Annotated in this window: 20 protein-coding genes; 10 read left to right on the top strand and 10 right to left on the bottom strand. The window is 64.8% G+C overall.

Features of this window, described 5'->3' with window-relative positions; translation table 11 throughout:
• Positions 1 to 383 precede the first annotated feature (383 nt).
• Positions 384 to 1,139 carry an SDR family NAD(P)-dependent oxidoreductase gene (locus ACYCVF_RS29905; protein WP_459595283.1) on the bottom strand — a complete coding sequence of 252 codons (756 nt, stop codon included), beginning with the start codon at positions 1,137 to 1,139 and terminating at the stop codon, positions 384 to 386.
• 212 nt (positions 1,140 to 1,351) lie between these two features.
• Here ACYCVF_RS29905 and ACYCVF_RS29900 point away from each other — a divergent pair, with 212 nt between their 5' ends.
• Positions 1,352 to 2,245, top strand: coding sequence for an AraC family transcriptional regulator (locus ACYCVF_RS29900; protein ID WP_459595284.1), 894 nt, complete (start codon positions 1,352 to 1,354; stop codon positions 2,243 to 2,245).
• A gap of 60 nt (positions 2,246 to 2,305) precedes the next feature.
• On the opposite strand, the gene chrA is transcribed toward ACYCVF_RS29900, so the two are convergent.
• Together chrA and ACYCVF_RS29890 are read right to left on the bottom strand one after the other, a co-directional pair.
• The gene (gene chrA, locus ACYCVF_RS29895; RefSeq protein ID WP_459595285.1) at positions 2,306 to 3,691 is read right to left on the bottom strand and encodes a chromate efflux transporter; all 1,386 of its coding nucleotides are present in this window, start codon (positions 3,689 to 3,691) and stop codon (positions 2,306 to 2,308) included.
• Positions 3,691 to 4,509 carry a chromate resistance protein ChrB domain-containing protein gene (locus ACYCVF_RS29890; protein ID WP_459595286.1) on the bottom strand — a complete coding sequence of 273 codons (819 nt, stop codon included), beginning with the start codon at positions 4,507 to 4,509 and terminating at the stop codon, positions 3,691 to 3,693. Before ACYCVF_RS29890 ends, chrA begins: the two co-directional genes overlap by 1 nt.
• A gap of 197 nt (positions 4,510 to 4,706) precedes the next feature.
• On the opposite strand from ACYCVF_RS29890, the gene dmeF reads away from it, so the two are divergent.
• Positions 4,707 to 5,678: a CDF family Co(II)/Ni(II) efflux transporter DmeF gene (dmeF, locus tag ACYCVF_RS29885; protein ID WP_459595287.1), complete on the top strand. Its 972-nt coding sequence runs from the start codon at positions 4,707 to 4,709 to the stop codon at positions 5,676 to 5,678.
• 190 nt (positions 5,679 to 5,868) lie between these two features.
• Here the strand turns inward: dmeF and ACYCVF_RS29880 are convergent, their stop codons facing one another.
• Positions 5,869 to 6,063, bottom strand: a complete 195-nt coding sequence (locus ACYCVF_RS29880) for a hypothetical protein (RefSeq protein WP_459595288.1) — start codon at positions 6,061 to 6,063, stop codon at positions 5,869 to 5,871.
• A 31-nt stretch (positions 6,064 to 6,094) separates the two neighbouring features.
• Complete coding sequence (locus ACYCVF_RS29875) at positions 6,095 to 7,252, bottom strand: MFS transporter (RefSeq protein ID WP_459596432.1); 1,158 nt, start codon at positions 7,250 to 7,252, stop codon at positions 6,095 to 6,097.
• A gap of 162 nt (positions 7,253 to 7,414) precedes the next feature.
• Here ACYCVF_RS29875 and ACYCVF_RS29870 point away from each other — a divergent pair, with 162 nt between their 5' ends.
• Positions 7,415 to 8,674, top strand: a complete 1,260-nt coding sequence (locus tag ACYCVF_RS29870; protein ID WP_459595289.1) for an adenylate/guanylate cyclase domain-containing protein — start codon at positions 7,415 to 7,417, stop codon at positions 8,672 to 8,674.
• Positions 8,675 to 8,789: 115 nt separating this feature from the next.
• Here the strand turns inward: ACYCVF_RS29870 and ACYCVF_RS29865 are convergent, their stop codons facing one another.
• Positions 8,790 to 10,034 carry an MFS transporter gene (locus ACYCVF_RS29865; RefSeq protein ID WP_459595290.1) on the bottom strand — a complete coding sequence of 415 codons (1,245 nt, stop codon included), beginning with the start codon at positions 10,032 to 10,034 and terminating at the stop codon, positions 8,790 to 8,792.
• A gap of 169 nt (positions 10,035 to 10,203) precedes the next feature.
• Here ACYCVF_RS29865 and ACYCVF_RS29860 point away from each other — a divergent pair, with 169 nt between their 5' ends.
• The 5 genes from ACYCVF_RS29860 to ACYCVF_RS29840 all read left to right on the top strand — a co-directional run bounded on the left by ACYCVF_RS29860 (position 10,204) and on the right by ACYCVF_RS29840 (position 19,786).
• Positions 10,204 to 11,556: an Nramp family divalent metal transporter gene (locus ACYCVF_RS29860; protein WP_459595291.1), complete on the top strand. Its 1,353-nt coding sequence runs from the start codon at positions 10,204 to 10,206 to the stop codon at positions 11,554 to 11,556.
• A gap of 627 nt (positions 11,557 to 12,183) precedes the next feature.
• Positions 12,184 to 15,198 carry an ATP-binding protein gene (locus ACYCVF_RS29855; protein ID WP_459595292.1) on the top strand — a complete coding sequence of 1,005 codons (3,015 nt, stop codon included), beginning with the start codon at positions 12,184 to 12,186 and terminating at the stop codon, positions 15,196 to 15,198.
• The gene (locus ACYCVF_RS29850) at positions 15,195 to 16,478 is read left to right on the top strand and encodes a cytochrome P450 (protein ID WP_459595293.1); all 1,284 of its coding nucleotides are present in this window, start codon (positions 15,195 to 15,197) and stop codon (positions 16,476 to 16,478) included. Before ACYCVF_RS29855 ends, ACYCVF_RS29850 begins: the two co-directional genes overlap by 4 nt.
• A gap of 21 nt (positions 16,479 to 16,499) precedes the next feature.
• Complete coding sequence (locus ACYCVF_RS29845) at positions 16,500 to 18,308, top strand: hypothetical protein (protein ID WP_459595294.1); 1,809 nt, start codon at positions 16,500 to 16,502, stop codon at positions 18,306 to 18,308.
• A complete protein-coding gene (locus ACYCVF_RS29840) occupies positions 18,305 to 19,786 on the top strand; it encodes a Dyp-type peroxidase (RefSeq protein WP_459595295.1) in 1,482 nt (493 codons plus the stop codon). Before ACYCVF_RS29845 ends, ACYCVF_RS29840 begins: the two co-directional genes overlap by 4 nt.
• Positions 19,787 to 19,810: 24 nt before the next feature.
• Here the strand turns inward: ACYCVF_RS29840 and ACYCVF_RS29835 are convergent, their stop codons facing one another.
• The 3 genes from ACYCVF_RS29835 to hemB form a co-directional block, all read right to left on the bottom strand.
• Complete coding sequence (locus ACYCVF_RS29835; RefSeq protein WP_459595296.1) at positions 19,811 to 20,587, bottom strand: arginyltransferase; 777 nt, start codon at positions 20,585 to 20,587, stop codon at positions 19,811 to 19,813.
• A 119-nt stretch (positions 20,588 to 20,706) separates the two neighbouring features.
• The gene (locus tag ACYCVF_RS29830) at positions 20,707 to 21,249 is read right to left on the bottom strand and encodes an RDD family protein (RefSeq protein WP_459595297.1); all 543 of its coding nucleotides are present in this window, start codon (positions 21,247 to 21,249) and stop codon (positions 20,707 to 20,709) included.
• Between the two features lie 181 nt (positions 21,250 to 21,430).
• Positions 21,431 to 22,492 carry a porphobilinogen synthase gene (gene hemB / locus ACYCVF_RS29825; RefSeq protein WP_459595298.1) on the bottom strand — a complete coding sequence of 354 codons (1,062 nt, stop codon included), beginning with the start codon at positions 22,490 to 22,492 and terminating at the stop codon, positions 21,431 to 21,433.
• A 123-nt stretch (positions 22,493 to 22,615) separates the two neighbouring features.
• Between hemB and ACYCVF_RS29820 the strand changes: the two genes are divergently transcribed.
• Positions 22,616 to 23,119, top strand: a complete 504-nt coding sequence (locus tag ACYCVF_RS29820; RefSeq protein WP_459595299.1) for a DUF6163 family protein — start codon at positions 22,616 to 22,618, stop codon at positions 23,117 to 23,119.
• Positions 23,120 to 23,655: 536 nt separating this feature from the next.
• Positions 23,656 to 24,174, top strand: coding sequence for a transcriptional regulator LdtR (ldtR, locus tag ACYCVF_RS29815; RefSeq protein WP_061024738.1), 519 nt, complete (start codon positions 23,656 to 23,658; stop codon positions 24,172 to 24,174).
• A 183-nt stretch (positions 24,175 to 24,357) separates the two neighbouring features.
• On the opposite strand, the gene ACYCVF_RS29810 is transcribed toward ldtR, so the two are convergent.
• Complete coding sequence (locus tag ACYCVF_RS29810; RefSeq protein WP_459595300.1) at positions 24,358 to 25,365, bottom strand: helix-turn-helix transcriptional regulator; 1,008 nt, start codon at positions 25,363 to 25,365, stop codon at positions 24,358 to 24,360.
• Positions 25,366 to 25,513: the final 148 nt, after the last annotated feature.

The following is a 25,513-nucleotide window of genomic DNA, read 5'->3' as shown; positions in this document are numbered from 1 at the left end:
GTGGCGTGTGCTCGCCCCCAAAGCCATGCGAAGACGCTGTCGGCGCCGTGTCGTCGGCGCGAGGCCATTGCTCACGGCGAAGCCGCCCTGCAATGCCCGTTGCGCCCGACGCCGTCGCGTCCATCGCTGCCCAGCCCGCAGTTCGTGACGATCGCGATCCGCCCCTCGTCTCGGGCCAGGGTGGTCTGTTTGTACGATAAATCCGAATTTCGGTAAAGCGGAATCTTTTGGGCGGCGGGGGTTGACAAGCGGCATGGTCAAGCTGACCGTGCTGTTTTACCCGGACGGGCACCCGACCCACCGAGGCACAGAGAACCTGACCCCACAAAGGCCGCTGCAAGCTTGCAGCGGCCTTTGCATGTCCGTAAGGCAATATTCGGCACTCAAATCGTCTGACCGCCTGATACTTCGATCCGTTGCCCCGTGACCCATCGATTGTCTTCACTCAACAGGCTCGCGACCATCGGACCGATATCATCCGGGACGCCAACGCGGCCTAGCGCGGTCATGGCGGCAAATTGCTTGTTCACGTCTGGATTGTCGCGCACCAAGCCACCGCCAAAGTCGGTTTCGATTGCGCCTGGCGCAACGCTGTTGACGCGGATTCCACGCGGCCCAAGCTCCCTGGCCATGCAGACCGCCATCATGTCAGCGGCGGCTTTCGCCATGGTGTAAACGGCGAAGCCAGGATAGGTGACGCGCGTCAAGCCACTGCCGATGGTGACGATCGAGCCACCATCCGCCATCAGCGGCAACAAGGCCTGGGTGAGGAAGAACACGCCTTTGACATGGAGGTTCATCTGCTGGTCGAACTGAGCCTCGGTAGTCTCGGCGAGCGGAGCGAAGAGGCCGTCGCCGGCATTGTGCACGAGGTAGTCGAAGCTCTCGCGACCAAATGTCTCCTTCAGCGTCTGGCCCAGTGTTCGCGCGAAGGAGGAAAATCCGGCGACGTCGGCGCTGTCCAACTGAAAGGCCACGGCCCGGCGTCCGATCGCCGTGATCTCGGAAACGACGCTCTCCGCAAGATCCGCACGACTGCGGTATGTGACGATGACGTCACTGCCCTTGCGCGCGATGTTGACGGCCATGTTGCGGCCGAGGCCGCGGCTGGCGCCGGTGACGATTGCGATCTTTGCCATGTGATGTCTCCTTCGTTTGACATGGCGAAGGTGGCAGACACAGCGGCATTCGAGTTGCCGGATCCTTGAACCTTCTTGCCTATTCCTCCAAAGACCGCGAGCGTCGCTCAGGCCGGGTCGGCGCTGTGTCGACGATAAATTCACATGCCCAAAGTTGGAGCAGTCCGGCCATGCCCGGTTGCCGTGGCGCCCGGCTGGTATAAATTCGCGAAATGACGCCGACCTTGCTCGAAGTTGTTCGCCGCTACGCGGATCTGCATTCCGACCAGAACGGCGCCGCCAAGACGCCGATCCCCGGGCTTACGGCCATACGGGCCACGACGCGCGGCCAGCTTCAGCACGCGATCAACCGGCCGCTCGTCGCGCTTCTCCTGCAGGGCCGTAAACGCGTGACGATGGGATCGCACACCTTCGATTTCGGCGCGGGGCAGTCGCTCCTGATCTCGGCAGATGTGCCGACGGTCAGCCAGATTACCCGTGCCAGCGCGCAGGTCCCCTATGTTTCTCTGGTCGTTGAGCTCGACCCGGCGATGATCGCGAGCCTGATCGTGGAGATGAAGCTGGCTCCGGAACAGAAAGGCTCTCCCGTGCGCGTCGATCCGACTGATTCGGAGGTTGCCGATGCCGCGCTCCGATTGATGCGGCTGCTCGAGCGCCCGTCTTCTTTGCCGGTTCTGCGATCTCAGTTCGTTCGCGAGATCCACTACTGGCTGCTGGCGGGACGACACGGCGCAGCGATAAGGGCTCTGGGAGTGGCCGACAGCCATGCGCAACGCATCGCGCGCGCCGTCGCGATCATTCGATCCGAGTATACCAAGCCGCTCCGCGTCGAACGCCTGGCGGAAGCGGCTGCCATGAGTCCTTCCTCGTTTCACCAGCACTTCCGCGCGATTACATCCCTCAGTCCCTTGCAATTTCAAAAGCAGCTGCGGCTCATCGAGGCGCGTCGGATGATGCTGTCGGAGGGCTCGGAGGTGAGCAGCGCTGCCTTCGCAGTGGGTTATGAGAGCGTCCCACAATTCACGAGAGAATATGGGCGCATGTTCGGGCTGCCGCCCGCGAAAGATATCAGAGCTGCGCTCGGGCAATTGGACGCTGCAGCCTGAGGCCAAGCCATCGATTGTCCCAAGACGTTCAGGCGGACAGCGTCGCGGCGCGTTCCACTTCTAGATGATGCCCGCCAGCCTTAACGCCACACCCGCCGCGCACGAGCCCGCCAGCACCGTCAGCATACCAAGCTTGAACCGGAAGATCGCGGTTGCCGCCCCGATCGCCAGCGCGAGCGCGGACACATCCACGCTCGTCAGCACTGGCCTGTCGAAGTCCAGCGGGAACGCATGCACCGGCACGGTTTCGCGAAACAGCGTGTGCAGCGCGAACCAGATCGAGAGATTGAGGATCACGCCGACCACCGCGGCGGTGATTGCACTGAGCGCCCCGGCGAGCCCTCTGTTCCCGCGCAGGCGTTCGATATAGGGGGCTCCGACGAAGATCCAGAGGAAGCAGGGCGTGAAGGTGACCCAGGTCGCGAGCAGTCCGCCGAGGGTCGCAGCCAGCATCGGCGACAGGCCGCTCGGGTCGCGATAGGCCGCCATGAAGCCCACGAACTGGAGCACCATGATGAGCGGGCCCGGCGTGGTCTCGGCCATGCCGAGACCGTCGAGCATCTCGTGCGGCTTCAGCCAGTGATAGTGTTCGACCGCCTGCTGGGCGACGTAGGCCAGCACGGCGTAGGCGCCGCCGAAGGTGACCAGCGCCATCTTCGAGAAGAACAGCGCGATCTGGCTGAACACATTGGCCTGTCCGAGGACCAGCAGCAGCGCGAGCACCGGAACAAGCCACAGCGCCAGCCAGAGCGCGCCGACGCGGATCGCACGCGCCGTGTTGGGACGCACGTGCTCGGGCACGGCATCGCCGAGCATGCTGTCGATCAGGGCGCCGCTGCCGCCAGGACCGTGACCGGCCGGCGCGAACTCCGCACGGCCGCTCCGCGCGCCGGCATAGCCGATGATGCCAGCGGCGATGATGATGATCGGGAAGGGGACGGCAAAGAAGAAGATCGCGACGAAGGCCGCGGCCGCGAGCGCGATCATGATGCGGTTCTTCAGGGCGCGCTTGCCGACGCGCACCACGGCCTCGACGACGATGGCGAGCACGGCGGCCTTCAGGCCGAAAAACAGCGCCTCGACGAAGCTGACATTACCGAATGCGGCATAGATGTAGCTGAGGCCCATGATGGCGATGATGCCGGGCAGGATGAACAGCCCGCCCGCCATCAGGCCGCCGGCGGTGCGGTGCATCAGCCAGCCGACATAGGTCGCGAGCTGCTGCGCCTCCGGTCCCGGCAGCAGCATGCAGTAGTTTAGCGCATGCAGGAAACGGGCTTCGGAGATCCAGTTCTTCTCCTCGACCAGAATGCGGTGCATCACCGCGATCTGGCCCGCGGGCCCGCCGAAGCTCAGGCAGGCGACGCGGAACCAGACGCGAAAGGCTTCACTGAGGCTGATGCCGTGACCGGCATCAGCCTCAGCTTGAACGTTACGGATGTCCATTACGCCTTCACCTTGTTGGTCGGCCAGTTGTGGGTCTCGGCCGTGGCGTCGCGGCACCAGCGGTAGAAGGCATCGTAGAGCGTCATACCGGCTTCGAGCTGTTCGAGGTCGTCGTCGTACATCCGGGACAGCCCGAGCGAGGCCGCGAGCAGGCCCGGTGCCTCCGGCGCCAGATCCGGCCGCGCGGTGTCGGCGCCGCGCACCAGCGTCGCGAGGCGAAGCAGGGCCGGCGTTGCGATCCCGAATTCCTCGATCATGACATCGAAGGTGCAGAGCTCGCCACGGTGACTCCAGAACACGTTCTCGATGTCGAAGGGGGCCGCGCCGAAGCGCTCGCCGACGGCGACCACCTCGGATGGCGCCACATAGAGGAACACTGCGTTGGGATCGACGAAGCGGCGGATCAGCCACGGGCAGGCGATGCGATCCACCTTCGGTCGCGCTCGCGTGACCCAGACGGTGCGCCCCTTGGCATCGCGCGGCGGCAGCTTGCGGGCATCGACCAGCGGCAGCCCGGCCGCCTTCCAGCCTTCGAAGCCGCCCTCCAGCGTCTCGGCGTCCACGCCGAGCTGGCGGAGCCAGGCCGCCGTGCCCTGCGCGAGCTTCTCGCCGCGGAAGCACGAGACGATGGCCCGGCGACCGGCGAAGTCGCCGCCCCAGTCCGCCACATTCTCGTGGTTGAGCTTGATGGAGCCGGGGATCAGCCGCCGGTCGGCGGCGAAATCCTCTTCGGTGCGGACGTCGATCAGGACAGGGCCGTTCGCCGTGCCGATCAGCCGTGCCAGCTTGTCAGACGAAATGGTCGTGAATGTAGACATGATGCGTCCTCGCATAAACCGAACGGGACGCGATGCTTGGGCCTGTCGCCTCGTGGGGAGATCGCTCAAATCCCCATGGCGCAGATTACATCGAAACTAAGAAGCACTGTCAATCCGCAGGATGATTGGACCTTAGAAAAGTGCGGCCCGCCGGTCTATATTGAACCCTAACAGACCTGAATTTCCTGGAGAATTCGATGCATTCCCATTCCATCGAACAATGGACCCATGACCACGCGTTCCTGGGCGAGAAGCACGACGAGAACGAACGCCGCACCTGGCTCGTGGTCGTCCTGACGCTGGTCATGATGGTCGGCGAGATCGTGGCAGGCTCGCTGTTCGGCTCGATGGCGCTCTTGGCCGACGGCTGGCACATGGGCACGCATGCGGCGGCGCTCGGCATTGCCGCCTTCGCCTATCGCTTCGCGCGCCGGCACCTGGGGAATGCGCATTTCACTTTCGGTACCGGCAAGTTCGGGGATCTTGCCGCCTTCGCCAGCGCAATCATCCTGGGCCTGATCGCAGTCGAGATCGCCTATGAGAGCGTGCTGCGGCTGATCACGCCGGTGCCGATCGTCTACGGCGAAGCCATGGCCGTGGCTGCCCTCGGCCTGTGCGTCAATCTCGCCAGCGTGTGGCTGCTGCGCGATAGCCATGATCATCACCACCATCACGCCCATGATCACCGGCATGCGCATGAAGATCATGACCACGATCACGATCATCACGGCCATCATCACCATCGCCACGACAACAATCTTCGCGCGGCCTATGTCCACGTCATGACCGATGCCGCAACCTCCGTGCTGGCGATCGCAGCGCTGGCCGTCGCCATGTATTCGGGCTGGGTCTGGGCCGATCCGGCGGTCGGCCTGATCGGCAGCGCCGTGATCGCGAGCTGGGCGTTCGGCCTGATCAGGTCGTCGGGTGCGGTGCTGCTCGACGTGCGCGCCGACGAGAAGCTGGAACGGGTGATCCGGGCCCGCATGGAGGTCGGCGACGATCGCGTGACCGATCTGCATCTGTGGCAGGTCGGCCCCGGCCATTGTGCCGTGCTGCTCTCGGTGGTGTCGGACAAGCCGAAGCAGCCGGCCGTCTACAAGCGGCGGCTCGCCGGGCTGAAGGGCCTCAGCCACGTCACGGTCGAGGTGGAGACCTGCCCGCATTGATGGGAGCCAACTGCGTCGCGGCGGCGCCGGAGCAAGCGCCTCGTCCTTCGAGACGACCGCTTCGCGGTCCCTCAGGATGAGGCTGAATGGCATTTTGATGTGCGTTTAATCCGGCGCAGCACATTCGATCCTCATCCTGAGGGCCCGCCAACGGCGGGCGTCTCGAAGGATGTGCTGCGGGAAGGCTGCCTCAGCTCTTCGGAGCCGTCACCGCCGCCGGCGGGCTCGCGTCCGGCGTTTTCTTCGGCTTCAGCGTGCCGGCGTAGAACGAGACCAGCCACACCAGGATGATGGCGAGGAGATAGACGCCCCAGGCCTGCGGCGGCGTTGTCGCCCAGCGCAGGAGGCCTTTGAATGTGCGGGGCGGGCCGGCATCGTTGCTCATGGCTCGCTTCTGCGCGAAAGCGGCCGTGCCGTCAATCAGGCCGCGGCACCGGGCGGATCAGGAACAGCGCCGCCAGCGCCGAGAGGCTGAGCGCAGACGAGACGATCAGCACCTTGGCGCCCATGACGTCGATGAGCAGGCCGAACACCAGCGGCGCCACTGCCTGCGCCATTCGTGCCGGCGCGCCGATGATGCCGAGACGGTAGCCATAGTCCTTCGGGCCGAAGATCGACAGCGGCAGCGTGCCGCGTGCGATCGTCAAAATGCCGTTCCCGGAGCCGTGGAACAGCGCGAACGCGCTCGCCGCAGCGCCGCCGAAGATCGCCACGATCACGGCGCCGATCGGATGCGTGAGGCAAGCGAGCCGCGTCGACCACAGCGGGTGGAAGCGGCTGAGGAAGCCGGCTTCGAGCATGCGCGCACCGACTTGCGCCGGGCCGATCAGTGCGCCGGCCGCGATGGCCTCGGCCGGCGTTGCCCCTGTTGTCTCCAGGATGCGCGGGAAATGCGCGGCCATCGCCCCCGTGACCGTCCAGACCGCGGCAAAGATGAAGGCCAGCAGGACCATGGTGCGGTCGAGCGGCAAATGCGGTTTCTCGGCCGCGGCTGCCGCTTGCTTCGCGCCTTTGATCGCCGGCAGCATGAAAAAATTGAGTGGCAGGCCGATCAGGATGTTGGCGGCGGCCCAGGCAAAGCAGGTGTCCCGCCAGCCGATATGGGCGATGCCCCAGGCGGTGAGCGGCCAGCCGACGGTGGAGGCGAAGCCCGCCATCAGCGTGATGCCGGTGATGGGCCGGCGTGCCTCGATGCCGTAGATGCGGCCGAGCGCGGCGAAGGCGGCGTCGTAGAGCCCCATCGCCATGCCGATGCCGAGCACGAGCCAGGCGATCGCCATCACCGCGATCGATTGCGAGAACCCCAGGAGCACGAGGCCGGCGGCGATGATCAGGTTCGAGGCCGACAGCACCTGACGGCCGCCGACGAGATCGATCTGGCGTCCGATGCGCGGGCCGAGCATGGCCGAGATCACCAGCGCGGCCGAAAACGCGCCGAAGATCCAGTTGGAGGAGACGCCGAGGTCGCGCGCCATGGGATCGGCGAGCAGCGCCGGCACATAATAGCTCGAGGCCCAGGCCAGGGTCTGCGTGGTGCCGAGCGCCAGGATGATCGGAAGCTGGCGCTGGGTCATGTCCTCGTGCTTCTGGCCGGTTGCGTCATTTCCTTCATTTGCCGCGTGCGGCGAGAGCGCGTCAACAGCGCCTGCGACATATTCGACCTGCTGCGAACGGAAGGCTCGGCTGTTGCGTCCTCGCGGCCTTTCGTTCGTCACGAAGGCACGCCATAATAGCGCATGCAATTGACCTCGCGCGTTGCGCTGATGAACTGGCTGACCGGCCAGGGGCTCACGGGCCTTCCTGAAAACGAACTGCTCCGCGGCTTCTGCGAACGCTGCTGCGCCGAGGGGCTGGAACTGTCGCGCGGACTCGTCGTGATCGACACGCTGCATCCGATCTACGAGGGCCGCGGCTTCCGCTGGAGCGACCGTTCCAGCAACGAGAGCGATGCGTTCGAATACGGTTCGACGGCCGAGGGCGACGCCGCCAAGAGCTGGCGCCGCTCGGTGTTCTTCCACATGCTCGAGCACGGCCACGACGAAATGGTGATCGATCTCGCCGCGGCGCCGTCGATGGATTTCTCGCAGATCGGCGAGCTCGCCGAAAAGGGCCATAAGCACTATCTCGCCTTCGTGCACCGCTTCGGCGAGAACGGCGCGCTCGGCCTGATGGATTGCCTCTATTCCTGCTGGACCACGCGCCGCGAGAACGGCTTCAGCGTGGTGGAGCTCGAATCGTTGCGCGATCTGGTCCCGGTGCTCGGGCTCGCGATCAAGTCGGCGCAGCAGGTCGATATCGCGCGCACGCTCGGGCGCGTCTATCTCGGCCGCGATGCCTCCGAGCAGGTGCTGCGCGGGCGCATCTCGCGCGGCGTCACCGAGCGCATCAACGCGGTGCTGTGGTATTCGGACCTGCGCGGCTCGACCGGGATCAGCGAGAGCATCGGCCCGGACGAGATCATTCCGTTCCTCAACGACTACGCGCAGGCCGTGATCGACCCGATTCACGATGCCGGCGGCGACGTGTTGAAGCTGATCGGCGACGGCGTGCTGGCGATGTTCACCGGCGAGGACATGGCGGCGGCTCGCCGCGCTGCGCTACGGGCGGAGCATCTGTTCCGCAAGAACGTCGCGGTGCTGAACGCACGCCGCGCCGCGAACGGCCGTCCCACCACGTCGGCCTATATCGGCCTGCATGTCGGGGAGGTCTTCTACGGCAACATCGGCAGCGAGGACCGGCTCGACTTCACCGTGGTCGGCCCCACCGTCAACGAGGTCAGCCGCATCGCCTCGATGAGCCGCTCGGTCGACCGCGAGCTGCTGGCCTCGTCGGAATTCTACCAGGGCCTCGACGCCGCGGGGCGCCGCTATCTCGTCTCCACCGGCCGCTACGCCCTGCGCGGCATCGGCCGGGCGCAGGATCTCTATACGCTCGATCCGGAGGTCGATGCGAGCGAGCCGGTGGCGGGGAGCTACGAGCGGTACCTGGCGGGTTAGGGCAGGCTGCTGCAACATACTCCGTCATTGCGAGGAGCTCTTGCGACGAAGCAATCCAGACTTTCTCCGAAGGAATATTCTGGATTGCTTCGCTTCGCTCGCAATGACGGCACGGTCAGCACCCCACCGCTGCTTCATCCCCCACCATGTCCGGCTGCCGGTCCAGCGACACTGCCGGCGACAGCAGGATCACCAGCGCCTGCAGTCCGAAGACGGCGGCCGCCAGATACAGGCACGCTTCCGCGCTCCAGAGGCCACCGACGATTGCGCCCAGCGCCGAGCCGAGCGGACGGGCGCCGTAGCTCATGATGTTGATGGCGGAGACGCGCCCCAGAAGGCGCGGCGGCGTCACCGACTGGCGCAGCGTCGTGGTCGAGATGACCCAGAGGATCGGCCCGACGCCGAGCAGGAAAAAGCTCAGGCCCGCGAGCCAGGGTGAGGGAAGCGGCACCGTCAGCGCCATCGCCAATGCCGCGACGAAGCCGGTGACGGGGCCGAGTCCGACCACGGTGCCAAACGCGAGGCGCTGCATCACGCGCGTGGCGAGGAGCGCGCCGATCACCATGCCGACGCCGTACATCGTCAGCACGGCCCCGACACCGGCCGCCGTCAAGCCGAGATGACGCACGGCGTAGGGCACGAACACCGCGATCTGCAGGAACCAGCCGGTGTTGAAGATGAACTGGGTGATGAATACCGGCCGCAGCAGCGGATGGTGGAACACGAAGGCCGCGCCTTCGCGGATCTCCTGAAGGGGATGTCGCTGCGGCGACGGTGCGCGCACGGGCTCGTAGATGCCCGAGAGCAGCACCACCGCGACAGCCGAGAGCGCCGCGGCAAGGCCGAACGCCGGGCTTGCGCCCCACCATCCCACCAGCGCGCCGCCGAGCGCGGGCCCGCTGGCAAAGGCGATGGTGCGCGCGAGCTCGATCCGCGCATTCGCCGCCGGCAACAGGTCCGGGCTCACCAGCGAGGGCACCAGCGCCGGCGCGGCGACGCTGTAGACGACGGTGCCGCACACGGCAGCGAAGCCGAGCAGGGCCAGGAGTGGCAAGTCGAGGGCCCCCAGCGTCAGCAGGAGCACGATGGCGGCGAGCGCGGCCGCCCGCAAAGCCTCGGCGCCCGCCATCAGCCGGCGGCGGGAGATGCGGTCGGCGAGCACGCCGGCGGGAATGGCGAACATGACGAAGGGCAAGGTGAGCGCGGTCTGGAGCAGGCCGGTCCGACCCTCGGCAACCCCCAGCGTCAGCACGGCAACGATGGGCGCTGCGGCGAGCGCGATCTGCTCGGCCGATTGCGCCGCGAGGTTCGACCAGGCGAGGCGGTTGAAGGTGGTAGGGAGGCGAGGGGGCGTTGACATGGCTCATATCCTGCAAAGGCGAATTGGCGGCATGTTCACCCCTGACGACCACCAGACCCACCCGCTTCCCGACAACGGCGGGGCCTCCAACAGACCGCGGCGACAACGGTGCGGCTAGATGCAGTTGCAAATGAGTTGCAATAAGGATGAACTTGGGTATTCTGCCGGCATGGATGCCCGATCGCCCCAATTGACCCCCGACTCCGCCGGCTGGCGTGCCGACGCGCCCACCACCAAAAGCCTCGCCGAGGTCAACTCAACAGTCGCGATCCCGATCGCTGGCCACTGGTCGCGGCGGCTGCTCGCCTTCGTCGGTCCGGGTTATCTCGTCTCGGTCGGCTACATGGACCCCGGCAATTGGGCGACCGATCTCGCCGGCGGGTCGAAGTTCGGCTACACGCTGCTCTCCGTCATCCTGCTCTCGAACTTGATGGCGATCCTGCTCCAGTCGCTCGCGGCGCGGCTCGGCATCGTCACCGACCGTGATCTCGCGCAGGCCTGCCGCGGCACCTATTCGCGCCCGGTGAACCTCCTGCTGTGGCTCGCCTGCGAGGCGGCGATCATCGCCTGCGATCTCGCCGAGGTGATCGGCACTGCGATCGCGCTGAAACTGCTGTTCGGCATTCCCTTGATCGGCGGCGCATTGCTCGCCGCGCTCGACGCCTTCCTGCTGCTGCTCCTGATGAACCGCGGCTTCCGCTTCCTGGAGGCCTTCGTCATCGCGCTGCTCGTGGTGATCGCGGTCTGCTTCGCAGTCCAGATCGTGGCTGCGGCCCCGCCGGTGGCGGAGGTCCTGCGCGGGTTCGTGCCGAAGAGCGAGATCTTCACCAATTCCGAGATGCTCTACATCGCGATCGGCATCATCGGCGCGACCGTGATGCCGCATAATCTCTACCTGCACTCCTCGATCGTGCAGACGCGCGCCTATGAGCGCAACGACGAAGGTCGCCGCGAGGCGATCAAATGGGCGACGACGGACTCGACCATCGCCCTGATGCTGGCGCTGTTCATCAATGCCGCGATCCTCGTGGTCGCGGCGGCGACCTTCCACAAGAGCGGCCATTCCGACGTCGCCGGGATTGAGCAGGCGTTCGAGCTGCTGTCGCCGCTGCTCGGCCTCGGCATCGCGTCGACGCTGTTCGCGGTCGCGCTGCTCGCCTCGGGCCTGAACTCGACGGTGACGGCGACGCTCGCCGGCCAGATCGTGATGGAAGGCTTTCTCGACTTGCGCCTGCCGAGCTGGGCGCGTCGCTTGCTCACGCGCGGCATCGCCATCGTTCCGGTGATCGTCGTCACGGCGATCTATGGCGAACGCGGCACGGCGGATCTGCTGGTGTTCAGCCAGGTCGTGCTGTCGATGCAGCTGCCCTTCGCCGTCATCCCGCTGGTGCGCTTCGTCTCCGACCGCCGCAAGATGGGCCGGTTCGCGATTCCGAAGTCAGTCGCCGCGGTCGCGTGGATCGTTGCGGGCGTCATCGTGGTGCTGAACTTGAAGCTGCTCGCCGATACCCTGTTCGGCTAGGACAGGGCGCCTATTTTTTGCGGCACCTCTCCGCGAGAGTCGTGCCTTCACGGCGGTTTGACCGATCAGCGGCCCGTTCCCGAAAGCAACGGCGAAACGGGCAGACGGTAGCACTTCGATTTTGTAAACTCCCACCTTTTCAATTTGTGCGGGACGCGTATACTGCAGAGATTGCTTGTAGACGTAGTAGTGTAGGGCGTAACATGATGTTGCTTGTTTCAGGATTGATTTTGCTCCCCGCGGGATGATCGGCGGCCCGCGCGGTTGAAATTGGGCCGACTGCATTATCTCTGGATACATTTAATCTCTGGTGCGCGGACTTCGTCGGCGTGCGGTTTGTTTAGTTAAATTCATTGCTTTGATCGACCGCTTGTTTTTTTGCTGCGCGGATTGACGTCCGGGAGGGACGATGATCAGGCCAGAAGGCGTTGGTTATTTCGGTAAATTCATTGAGAAGTGGGGGCGGCCGTGACCAGGTGTCCCTCTTGTTCCGCGCGTGTCGGCCGTGAGCATCGCTTCTGCGCTCAATGCGGCGCGGGTCTCAATCGTGGCGCTGGCGAGCCCGATACCCCGGATCGGGATCCGCGCGTCGTTGCGCTGCGTGATCCCTCTCCGTTGCGGTCAAGGATGCTGACCGAAAACAAGCAGGTCAGCGTGCTGTTCGCCGACGTCTGCGACTCCACTCAACTGCTGCAGCATGCCGACCCCGAGGAAGCCCGCAACTATCTCGGCAGGGCGCTGGATCAACTGGCCGAAGCAGTCGAGACCTATGGCGGCACGGTCAGCCAGTTGCTCGGCGACGGCCTCGTCGCGCTGTTCGGCGCGCCCCTGGCGCAGGAAGACCACGCGCTACGGGCGTGCCTTGCCGCACTCAAGATGCAGAGAGCAACCTCTCCCGGACCAGACCTGCAAGGCGCGGGCAGCCCGACGTTGCGGATCGGCATCAATTCGGGAGAGGTGCTGGTAGGGGTCGTCGGCCAATACGGGTGGTCGCACTATGGTGCCGACGGCAAGACGATTCACCTGGCGTCGCGGCTCGAAAAGATCGCTCCGCCCGGCGGCATTCTGGTCAGCGCGGCGACGCAGCGGCTCGTCGCCCAGCAGATCGAGACGCGGCCGGCGGGAACCAAGTCAATACGTGGATTGGACGAGCCGATCGAGCTTCACGAGGTCGTGGTCGAGACGGAAAGCTCGGCAGCGGCGCCGCTGACGCGCAAGCAACGCTGGGCGCCTCTGGTCGGGCGCGAAGAGCCTTTGCGGATTCTGGCCGGGGACGTCGAGGCCGCTCGAAACGGCTGCATGCGAACGATCGGGCTGTGCGGCGATGCCGGGATCGGAAAATCTCGCTTGATCGCCGACTGGACGGCCACTCTCGCGAGCCAGGGCTTCGAGGTCTGCGTTTCGCAGGCGAGGGGTTATGCAAGTACCCGCGCCTACAACACCGCCACGGACCTGATCGCCAGCCTGGTGGGGCTGGCGCACATCAACGTGACGGACATACGTCAATCCGCCAAGCGGGCCCTGATCGAGGCCTGGCCCGCCGAGGGGGCCGACCATCTCGCAGCGGTCAGCGATCTGTTGGGGCTGGCGGCGCCCGACCAGGCCTGGCTGGCGCTGAACCCGATCCAAAGACGGCGCCGCATTGGCGAGGCACTGCTGTGGCTGGTGCGCAGACGCGCCCAGCCGGGCCCGTTCGTGCTGGTGCTCGAGGATGTCTTCCTGGCCGATCGCGAAAGCCGGAGATTGTTCGAGGCGTTGCTTCCGAAGCTTCAGGGATTGCCGGTCCTGGTTTGTGTCAGCTATCGGCCCGATTTCGATCATCAATGGCGAGCGGCGCCCTGGTTCGCAGAGCGCATGATCGAGCCGCTCCGCGACGGCGAGATGCTCAGGCTCGCACGTGCCCTGTTGGGTGACGATCCATCCGTGCTCGGCGTCATGAGCGAACTGGTCGCCCGTGCCGACGGCAATCCCTTCTTCCTCGAGCAGTTGGTTATCACCCTGATCGATGACGGGTCGCTGGAGGGAACGCCCGGCGCCTACCGCCTGCAGAGACCTCTCGGCGAGCTGCGCGTGCCGGGCTCCATCGCCGCGGTCATTGGCGCGCGGACGGACAGGCTGCCTCAAGCCGCCAAATCCGCGCTCGAGGCTGCGGCCGTGCTCGGAGATCCCATCACGCGCGACCTGATCGCCACCATGCAGGCCGTGGACCTCGCACGTGCCGAAGAATTGCTCGGTCTTTGCGTCGCGTCCGGGTTGCTGACGGGTCCCGAGCAGACGAGCGACGCGCACGCATTCGCGTTCCGCCACGCGTTGGTGCGCGACGTCGTGCTCGGGGTGCTCACGCGCAACAGGCTGAAAGCGCTGCATCGACAGGCCTTCCTGGCGCTGCACGCACAGCCGGGGGCCGCGGATGCGGATGCCGCGCCTGCGTTGGCACACCATTCCTTCAGAGGCGAGGAATGGGAGCAGGCGGCAAAATTTGCCATCAAGTCGATGTCGCGAGCCATCTCGCATTCGGCCAACCAGGAAGCCCTCCAATTGTTCGAGAGGGGTATCCATGCGGCCCGGCGTGTCGACGGCGCCTCGACCGCGCAAGCCCTGGAGCTCGCGCTTCGGCTGGAAGCCATCGGCGCAATGCTGGCCCTTGGGCAGATCGACGACATCTTCAGCAACATGGAAAGGGCTGAAGCCATTGCCGCGCAACTGAACGATCAGCGCGCACGGGCGGCCGTTTCGACGGAGACGGCGGTGTTCTTGTGGATGCGCGGTCGTTTCGAGCTGGGCCTGCGCTACGCCTCGCTTGGCCTGGAAGCGGCCCGTCTCGCAAAGCGTCGGCACATGATGATGGCGGCGCATCAGACGCGCCTCATGCATCTGCATGCGCTCGGGCGATATGCGGAAGCGGCTGTCGAAGCCAACGTCCTGCTGTCCGACTACGGTCCGGAACTGTCGGCGCACTACGTCCAGCCCGGATGGGCCGCCATTCCGATCATCAATCTGTATGCGTTTCACGCCAGCACGCTCTGGCGTCTCGGGGACAGCGAGGCTGCCAACGCCCTCTGTGCCAAGGCCTACGAGATATTGTCGGACATCAACCACCCGTACTCCCGCCTGCTGATCGACACCGTCCAATCGCAGATATGGATCGAGAACGAGGAACTCGACCGGGCGGAGCCATTGATGCGCATGGGCGTGCAGCAATGCATGACGCACAACGTGCCGACGATGCTTTCCGTTTGCACGGGCGTTCTCGGCAGTGCGCTTGCACGCAACGGCAAGGCTGCCGAGGCAGCGACCATGCTGGAGAAGGGGTTTGCCGATCGCATCTACGAGGCGGCCGGCCCCTACGGCAGGACGTTCATGCGCGTGAGCCTGGGCGTTGCCTATCGGAAGCTCGGACGGTTGGACGAGGCGATCGCGGTCGGGCGCAAGGCGGTCGAGCAGGCCGCCGAAGAATACGGTCACCAGACCGAAGCCCTGTACGAGCTTGCCGAAACGTTGCGGCAGGCCGGCGATCTGGCGGGCGCCGAAGCGAATTTCAAGCGAGCCGCCGAGGCGGCGGACCGTCTAAGCATGCCCCACTACCAAAGACAGGCCGCCGAGGCTCTCGGAAATTGGCGGAAGGATGGGTATGCAGCATGAAACTATCAGCCGGCACTCCTGATGCAATGCCGCCGGGGCTCCGCAGCCTCCTCTACTGGACCTTCTGCTGGGCCAATCGTCATCCGATTGCCCTGCGCGCCGTCGGTGCAGTCCTTCGGCTCTGGCCGTTCGTCGGCGGCTGGTTCGGACTGGCGGCGCGGGCCAGCGCCGTGAAGGGGGTCCTGACGAGGCCGCAGAGCTTTTCCAATACCGCTCACGCGTCCAACCTATCGGCTGGCAACTATCTGATCGGCATGGATCGGGGGCCTCTCTACGATCACGACAAGCGTTTGCTCGACGCGCGGCTGGCCCTGCTGGCCTCGAACCTGCCTCTTGCTGCCGATCAGGAGGTTCAGTATCGCGTCACGCAGCTCTCGGCGATCGAAACGAAGAAGCCGTTCGACCTCATCGACGACTACCTGATGTGGATTGTGTTTCGCGCGATGGATCCGCTCTTCGGGTCGGCGACCGCCCGGGTGGTTGCGGGCGCACATGGCAGCATCACAGACGTCGGGCTACAGCGGCAGTATCTCCTGGAAATTCGATACGTCGCCGGCCAGCTCCTGGCCGGAAGCTCGGCAACGCTGAGGATTCAACGGCGGGCGGAGCTCTGCTCCGATGCGCTGCGTGCGCGCATCGCGGCCGTGCGCGGCGACATTCAGGCCGCGTGGGGGGGCAACGAGACTGCCGAGGTGATTGACCGAAACGCGGTCGGTCTTGCATGGATTTCCCATCCGGTCACGGTCCAGTCCGGAGCACTGGCTGTGCAGGAACTGCTCCGTCGTCCGAAGGTGCACAGGGCGTTGCGGGCTGAAGCCGAGCGCCTCGGGCCGACCTCCGTTTGGCAGGATAAGGCGTTCCGCGACCACGTTCGGAATCACGTGCTCGAGCTGATGCGCTTTCGCCCCATCTTTCCGCTGCTAGCCCGCGACGTGCCGCGCGATACGGAATTCGAAACGGGCGCCCGCCACAACGCAACATGCCCGGCCGGTGGCAAGATGGCGGTCTGGTCGATCGCTGCCTTGTTCGATTCAACGGTCATCGAGAAGAGCCGCCAGTTTTGCCCCGCTCGCAAGTGGGGACAGCACCAGGATTTGCGCTGGCTGATGTTCGGATACGGCACTCGCCAATGTCCCGCCAAGGACTACGCAGTCGAGATCCTGACGAGCGCGCTGATTGGTTTGTTGATCTTGCCCGAGCTGAAATTGGCAGGCGGCGAGGGCAAAGCCATCACCTACGATGGCCCGCTGATGTCGCGCATGAGCGTCAGCTTTGCCTGACGGGTTGGAGGACGGACGGCCATGCTCAGGATGGTCCGGCAGCAGATGATCTGCATTATTGCGCCTGGCTGGCGCGGCGCGGTGGATTTTTCGGACTCGGGAGACATGCAGCACGCGCTGGATGCGCTTTTGCGGGACGTTGCGGTCGTTCAGTTCGCTTCCATCGCGTTGTTGCCGGCGCGAACGGATGCGCCGGAGCAGGCGCCGTCGCTGATGCTCGAGCTTGCCGTCGAGGAAGGCATCGATCCGCAGGACATGCTGTACAGGCTGGTCCATCATCCCAGCGGTACGATGTGGTCGCTCTTCAACTCCTACTGGCCCGGCGGAGGGCCTGCGCTGGAGAGCGCGCGCAACGGACAATTGTTTGACAAGCTGATCGATTGGCTCAGCCTCGCCGATGGCGGCTTTGTCGGTCCTCGCGACCGAACGGCCCGGCAGATCTGCAAGGAACAGCAACTCCTGAAATGGACCCGGGCCGAGGGGCGCAAGTTGAAAGCCACGCACGGCGACGACCGCGCATCGTTCGCGCTTGCACTGGCCCAGCGGGCATTCCAGGAGCCGCGCTTCGATTGGGCGATGCAGCCTGCTCCGCGGAGTTTTTGGCGCGGGATGGGTGCGAGCATCTCCGGAAAGGTCGGCTATTGGCTCGCGATCTTCGGCTTGTGGTTGGCCCTGGTCTGGCTGCTGGGCGCGTTGCCGCGCGGGTTGTTCGGCGCCTATACTTGGTTCTTCGGCGCGTCCCATCCCGCGGTGCAGTCCGGCGTCGACGTCATAAGCAATGCAAGCATGTGGATCGTGTGGGCGAGCCTCAGGGCACTGTTCGCATTCGTCGCGCTCCTATTCCTGGGATGGCTGTTCCTGATCGCGCTGCCGGCCCTGTCCCGGCCGTGGCGGCGCTGGGTGGACAGCGTTCGCCGCGAACTCGAACGGCCGACTGAGACGTGGTCGTCATTCTCCACCCGTGTTGTCGGCTGGATCGTGGTCGTGCCTGCGCTCGTGGCGATCCTGGTGTGCGCGGTGGTCTTCGTGTTCTATCCCAAGCCGATCCTCGAAGGGTTCATGGCGCTGACGGCGCGGGTTCCGGGCTGGAAGCTCGCCGTCTTCGGCGTGCTCGCGGTCGTCGCGCTGGTCGGCATCGGGACCTTCTTCTCCTGGGTCAATCGCCGGTTTGCGGCCTTGAGCAAGTGGTTCTTTCATCCCTACGAAGAGGACGTCACCCGGGCCCAGCAGGTCCATCCGTCAATCGACCAGTGCGAAGCGCTGTTGGCCGACGGGACCGCGCACATGGTCAGCTTGACCGATATCCGCAGCCCGAATGGCTGGAGCGCATGGTGGATCCGTGCGTCACTGCGTATCGTGACGTTCTTTGGGCGCGTGTTCTTCACCGAAGGGCGGCTAGGCGACGCACCGGGTATCCATTTCGGCCACTGGCACATCATCGAGGGCGGTCGACGCTTTCTATTCTGCTCGAACTATGACGGCAATTTCGGTGGTTACCTCGACGATTTCATCAACGGCGCGACCATCGGAACCACGTTGGCCTGGCGGTGGACGACGCTGAGGCCGCGCGGATCGGCGGCCGTCGGGCAACCGGATATCAAGGCGCCGCGCGATTTTCCGCCGACGCGCTTCGTTCTTTTTCGTGGTGTGAAGTGCGAGTTGAGATTCAAGTCCTATGCCCGCGACAGCATGCTTCCGCACATGTACCGCTTCGATGCGTGCAACGCGACGATCGACGAGATCAACCTTGCGACCGGTTTGCGTGACGCACTGTTCGGGGAGCGCAACGACCGGAACGACGACTTCATCATGAGGGCGATCGAAACATGAAGGCCTCGTATCTCTCCGAACAGTTCGCGGATATCCAGGGAATGCTCGGAAGCGGCTATGGCTGGCTGAAGACAAGCCGCTTCTGGCTGCTGACGATCAAGGCCGGCCGCGAGAACGATGCGCGAGCGTGGCTCGCGGACCTCGTCGAAAAGAAGCTGGTCGTGAGCGTCGCGGATGTCAGGGAATCGAGGAAGCAACGCTTCGACGATGCCGTCACCATCGCTTTCAGCTATTTGGGACTCGCAAAGCTCGGATGCGAGGAGACGGATGCACATCCTTTCCCGTCGCCTTTCAGCAGCGGCATGGGCAGCGACCTGCGCGCCTTGCTGTTGAGGGACAGCCCCCGAGATTGGCGCTGGTCCGATGTTGAAGGCGGCGCCGGCGGCCCCGTGCATGTGTTGGTCGCCGAATGGAGGAAGCGATGGAGCGCTGCTGAGTTGGCGAGCGCGCCGGAGCGGTCGGCAGAACTGAATCCTGATACGGACGTGTTCGATGTCATCAAGGTCGACAATGATCCCTGCGCCTTCCAGAAAAAGGAGGGCGACCCCGAAGAGAGATTGTACGAGCCGTTCGGGTTTCGCGATGGCCTCGCGCAGCCCGTGATCAGCGAACTCAGGGAAGAGCATGGCGACGGGCTCAGGAAGGTCAGGCAGGACGCCGGCAAGCTGTATGAGGATCGCGTCGTTGCCCCGGGCGAGTTCATCCTGGGTTACCGCAACGAATACGACGAACTGACTTATTGCCCCAACGTCAAGCGGTGGCCGGGCGACGCCACGTACACCCGAGGCCGCTTCGCGCTGAACGGAACTTATCTCGCGGTTCGCCAGATCGAGCAGGACGTCGAAGCGTTCGCGAAACTTGAAGCGACGTACGGCGTGAATGTCTGCGAGAAGGTGATGGGCCGTCGAAGGAACGGAAAGTCATTGTCCTGGCAAGGCAGTCCCGACGCTTCGATTTCGGATTCGGAGGCCGATGCATTTCGCTTTCGTGTCGACGACGCGAACGGCTTTGGCTGTCCGAAGGGGGCCCATATCCGCCGGGTCAATCCGCGGGATACGCTGGGCCTCGACGTGCAATCGAGCATCAAGTCGGCGAAGCTGCACCGGCTGCTGCGCCGAGGACGACCCTATCGCGAGGAGGTTGAGAACGATAAGCCGCGCAAGGGCATCTTCTTCATCGCGTGCAACGCGGACCTCGAGCGGCAGTTCGAGTTCATCTACCAGCGGTGGTTGCGAAATCCGCGGTTCGCCTGTCTGCACGACCAAGACGACCCTCTCGTCGGCAAGCCCGCTGCCGCCAAGAGCTTCTCCATACCGGGATTGGCAAGCGGCGAGGAAGTGTCCTTAGACGTTTTTACCCGGACGCGGGGGGGAGGCTACTTCTTCCTTCCCGGAATCTCTGCACTCAAATTCATCCTCGGGTGCGAGAGCATTTCCAAAGCGACCGGGTCAGACGCAGTCGTAGCCTTGGCGCGCTGAAAGCTGTCGCGATCCCGTAAAGCCTCAATCCTGCGGCTCGGATGCCACGTCGCCCTGGGCGTCGACGCGCAGCCAGCCTGACGGCGCGAGGCGCTGCTGCGGCAGGAAGCGGGCCTTGTAGTCCATCTTCTTGGAGCCCTCGATCCAGTAGCCGAGATAGACGTAAGGCAGCCCTTGCCGGCGGGCGCGGGCGATGTGGTCGAGGATCATGAAGGTGCCCATCGAGCGGCTGACCTGGCCGGGCTCGAAGAAGGAATAGACCATCGACAGGCCGTCGCTGAGCACGTCGGTCAGCGCCACCGCGATCAGCTCCTCGCCGCGGCCGGTGATGCCGCTGTCGGGGCCGCGCTTGCGGTATTCGATGATGCGGGTCTCGACATGGCTGTCCTCCACCATCATGGCGTAGTCGAGCACGGTCATGTCGGCCATGCCGCCGTGGCGGTGACGCGCGTCCAGATAGGCACGGAACACCGAATATTGCTCGGAGGTGGGCACGGCGCTGCGCTGCTCGCCGATGATGTCGGCGTTCCGCGCCATGACCTTCCGGAAGTTGCGGGAGGGTCGGAACTCGTTGGCGACGACCCGGACCGAGACGCAGGCGCGGCACTGGTCGCAGGCGGGGCGATAGGCGATCGACTGGCTGCGGCGGAAGCCGCCATGGGTCAGGAGGTCGTTGAGGTCGCCCGCCCGGTCACCCACGAGGTGCGTAAACACCTTGCGCTCGTGCCGGCCCGGCAAATACGGGCAGGGGGAAGGCGCCGTAAGATAAAACTGTGGTGTGTCGCGCGAGTGCTGGGTCAAGGGACGTCGTGGGCCTCCGAAGTGGAAATCAGCATCGCGCTACGGAAGCCCTTGGTCAATCGGTCTACTCGGCAGGTCAGATCAGACAGCTTAGTCGGTCCGGGTTGACAGGTCCTTGATCACCAGCTTCTGGCGCCCTGGGGCACAGGCGCGCGGACGGAGTTGTTGATCACGACCGTTCCCAGCACGAAATCGTGCAGCAGGCGACGGCGGCCGTTGAACAGGCCGACCAGCACCACGAAGGGCGACAAGAACGAGACCGTAATCCAGAACAGCACGGCATGGGTGGCGCCGAGGACGAAATAGCCGGGCGCGCCGTACCAGGTGCGCAGCTCCAGATCCATCAGGCGCATGCCGATCGTCGCGGAGGAGGGACCGCCGATGCAGGCGCCGTAATAGACGATGGCCCAGATCACGGAGGCCGGCCAGGCCAGCCAGAACAGCGCCCAGCCGAGGCCCAGCGTGACCACTCCGAACAGCGCGATGAAGACGTAGCCGAGGACGACGGGAACGGAGATCACGACCATGTCGATCAGGAAGGCGAACACGCGCCGCGTCGCCACGCCGCGGAACAGTTCCGGATGCAGATACGGGTCGTAGGCATGCGGCTGCACCCCGCCGTCATTGCGCCAAGCGTCTGAACTACCCGAGTCATACGACATCGTCCGTCCTCCCAGGAGGAAAAACCCTCGTGGCACGACATGGGAACAGACCATGCCCGTGCCAAGGGCGCGCGGGCATTAACAAGCCGAAATATTCCGGCGATTCGGGGGCGAGTCTCGGCGGCGAGAAGCACGGCACCCGCGCCGCGTCCTGGGGGCGGCATTGGTGATGCAGTGGGGGCTACCCTTGTGCCCGCAGCTTCTCCGCCGCCCTCGGCGCAAAGTAGCTGAGCACGCCATCCGCGCCGGCGCGCTTGAAGGCGAGCAGGCTCTCCATCATGGCGCGTTCGCCGTCGAGCCAGCCGTTGTTTGCGGCGGCAGCGATCATCGCGTATTCGCCGGAGACCTGATAGGCGAAGGTCGGCATCGCAAAGGTGTCCTTTACGCGGCGCACCACGTCGAGATACGGCATGCCGGGCTTCACCATCACCATGTCGGCGCCTTCGACGATGTCGAGTTCGACCTCGCGCAGCGCCTCGTCGGTGTTGGCGCTGTCCATCTGGTAGGTGCGCTTGTCGCCGGTCAGCGTCTTGGCCGAGCCGATGGCGTCGCGGAACGGCCCGTAGAAGGCGGAGGCGTATTTCGCGGCATAGGCCATGATCTGCACGTCGAGCAGACCTGAGCGGTCCAGCCCCTCGCGGATCGCGGCGACGCGGCCGTCCATCATGTCGGAGGGCGCGATGATGTCGCATCCGGCTTCGGCTTGCACCAGCGCCTGGCGCACCAGCACGGCGACCGTCTCGTCGTTCAGGATCTTGCCGTCGGAGATCAGGCCGTCATGGCCGTGGCTGGTGAAGGGATCGAGCGCGACGTCGCAGAGGATGCCGATCTCCGGAAACTCCTTCTTGATGGCGCGCACGGCCTGGCAGACCAGGTTGTCCGGATTGGTCGCTTCCGTGCCTTCCTCGTCCCGCAGGGAGGGCTCGGTGTAGGGAAACAGCGCGAGGCAGGGGATGGTGAGCTTCATCGCCCGCTCGGCCTCGCGCACGGCCTGGTCGACGCTGAGGCGATCGACGCCCGGCATCGAGGCGACCTGCTCGCGCTTGTTGGTGCCGTCGATCAGGAACAGCGGCCAGATCAGATCGTCCGTGGTGAGGACGTTCTCGCGCACCATGCGCCGAGCCCACTCGGCCTTGCGGTTGCGGCGCGGGCGGACGGTCAAATCGAGCGCATGGGGCACGGTCGCGCTATCCCGGCGCGATACCTCGCGCAATTCGATCGGACGTCCGTATTTGATCGCCATCACTCTTCCTCCGGCTGGAATTATTCTTATACCAGCTCTCATGGTTCCCGTCATCGCGGCTTGACCTGCCGCAAGGGATGGCAGGCCGATTGATTTTGCGGGGCGAAGCAGCCAGAAGGGGGCATGTCCGAGATCTCCACCCGCGATGCGGCCCGCGACGGCGCCAATGCCAGGGACGCCGTTCGAGACAACGCCAGAGACAGCGCAATGTCGGTGGCGGCGATCTCGTCGGAGCGGGCCGAGTCCGACGACAATGTCTGGACGCGCCGGCTGGTGCTGTTCCTGCGGGTGATGGCGCTGCTCTCGATCCTGAAGGGGCTCTATCACTGGGCGCAGGTGACAGGCTTCGTCGGCGGCGAGGACGAAGCCTTCGAGAACCAGTCGATGGCCTGGCAGGCCGCGACCGTCTACTTCGCCGTGATCGAGCTCGTCGCCGCCGTCGGCCTCTGGCTCGCGACGCCCTGGGGCGCGGTGGTATGGCTGACGACCGTGGTGTCGATGGCGGTCATCGAGCTGATGTTCCCCGGCATCTACGGCGGCAGCCTGGTCGTGGTTGGCGTCGAAGCCTTCATGCTCGCCGCCTATCTCGCGCTCGCCTGGATGGCCGCCCGGGAACGGCCGCCGTAGCAGCGTTTCTCGACGCGCGAGCACTCGTGTCCCGGACGCAGTGCAGCATCAACAGCGCGTTTACGCGCGTCGTCGACGCGCTATAGTGATGCGCTGCTGCGCCGGGGCCCATTTCTGCGCGATTTCACTTGCGACATCCGGATCCCGGCTCCGCGCTTCGCTTCGCGGCGCTTGTCCGGGACATGAGAGTGTTGCTCTTGGTTGACCGTTGGTTGCCTAAAATTTGCAGTAAGTTTTCGTTGACCAGCCGGTTCCGCCACAGCCGTTACGCGCTCGTTTCGAAACGGGGCGGAGCTGTTCTGGAATGCGACAAGCGGGGCGGACGGAGGGTGAACAGGACCTTGCGAGGGTCAACAGACGGTTGCGAAAAGTGCTTGTGGGACAGGCTTAATCCGCAATTCACTGTCTTAAATTCATGATCTCTTTATTCTCTTATTTAAGCCGATCTTCAAAAGCGCCCCTTAAGTTGCACCTATCAGACGGGACACAAGTTTCGTCGAATAAGTGTCGATAAAAACGACAACAGGGGAAGTGTCATGATGAAAGCCGTCGCAACTGCGGCAGATACCGCAGAGCGCGTCTCCGGCCAACAGGGTTCGGTGCAGTCGCTCTATCTGGAAGCTTTGACTCTGGTGGAGCGGCTGCATCGCCGGCTCCTCGACGTGATCAAGGATGAATTCGATCGCCGCGGCCGTGCGGACATCAACTCGGTCCAGGCGCTCCTGCTCTACAACATCGGCGACAAGGAGCTGACCGCGGGCGAGCTGCGCACGCGCGGCTACTATCTCGGCTCCAACGTCTCCTACAATCTGAAGAAGCTCGTCGAGCTCGGCTTCCTCGATCATCAGCGCTCGCGCGTCGATCGCCGCTCGGTGCGCATCCGCCTGACCCCGCAGGGCCAGGAAGTCCGCCGCATCGTCGATTCGCTTTACCAGAAGCACGTCAAGACGGTGGAACAGGTCGGCGGCATCTCCGGCGACGAGTTTGCGACCCTGAACAAGTCGCTGCACCGCCTCGAGCGGTTCTGGACCGACCAGATCCTCTATCGCCTCTGAGTTTTCTAAGGGATCAAGGCCAAGCCGGCCCGCAACAAGACCGGCAGCCGTCCCGAACGTGCCCGACTTCCCCCAGCGCGCCGGCCCGGATCTGTCCGGACCGGTGCGCCGTTCGCGCGTCTGCAGAAGGCAAGAAGCCCTTCGCCGCGCAGCGCGGTCGCTTTCCTCAGCCCGGCTCGGGTTTCATCGCAAGCGCTCCTCCCAATGGCGAAACAGGGCGACTTCATCGTCGGCCGCGACGAGCGGGTATGACAGGCCGCCAAGGCGCGCACGCCGCGGGCTGAACCCGAATTGCTTGCGAAAGGCCCGGCTGAAATGCGCTGCGCTCGGAAAACCGTATTCGCGCGCAACATCGCCGATCGCGACGGCTTCGCCGGCGTTGAGGCGGGCGTGAATCGTCTCCAGCCGTCGCTTCCGAACATAGGCCGTGACTCCGCCTGCATTGGCGAAGGCGCGATAGAGATTGGATTTCGACGTTGCGAGAGCCCGGCTCATGGCCGCGATGTCGAGCCGGTCGGATGAAAGGTTCTGGTCGATATAGACTTCCGCGCGCTCGCGCAGGGTGGTCACTGACCTGCGGGGCGCGGCTTCGCCGCCTGCCGGCCGCGCGCCCAGCACCGTCGCCAAAAGTCCGACGAAGGCCGCCGACAGGCTGGCCGCATCCTGGATGGTCATCTCCTCAAGTTGTTGCACGAAGGACAACAGGAAGTCGGCAACGAGGCGGCCCCATGCACCGTCGATGACGACGCCATGTGTGGAGGGATCATATCCCGTTCGCTCGAAGGCGCGTCGCGCTATGGTGCAGGTGATGCAATCCAGCGCCGTCCCTTCGGTCACCAGGGTGCGGCGCGTATCGAAGGCGGCCAGCTCGCCTTGCCGCATCGTGCGCGGGGAGGGCTCGTCCTCTGTGGTGAAGGTCACCGCGCCGGCCTTGAGGAAAACGACCTGGATCATGTCGAGGCCGTCGCCCTGCGCCATCTCGGCGGTTCGCACCATCCTGGCTGGACCGATCCGGGAATGGGTCACGACCATGTCGCCGAGGGTCCAGGCATCCACGATGGCCTCGAACGATGCGCCGGCGTCGGGGCGGGTCACCTCATGCGTGGCGATGCCTGAGCGCCAAATGTCGAATCTCTCGGTCTCGGGGAAATTGCTGGTGTCGAAATGCAGCACCGGAATGGGGGTGGACATGGTCTCCCTGCGAAGTCCCAAACGCTTTTCGAGTTGCTTATAGAACGGCGCCTCGCGCGAGCCGAAGGCAATTTTGACTTCCCGGACCAAGAGAGTTGACCGCTGAATTCAAAATCGATCTGGCGCGCTTCGCAGGAGCCGAATCCGT

The sequence above is a fragment of the Bradyrhizobium cedriense genome (assembly GCF_054602315.1).
Note: the sequence above shows the minus strand (reverse complement) of the source record. Positions and strands in the feature narration are given on the sequence as shown.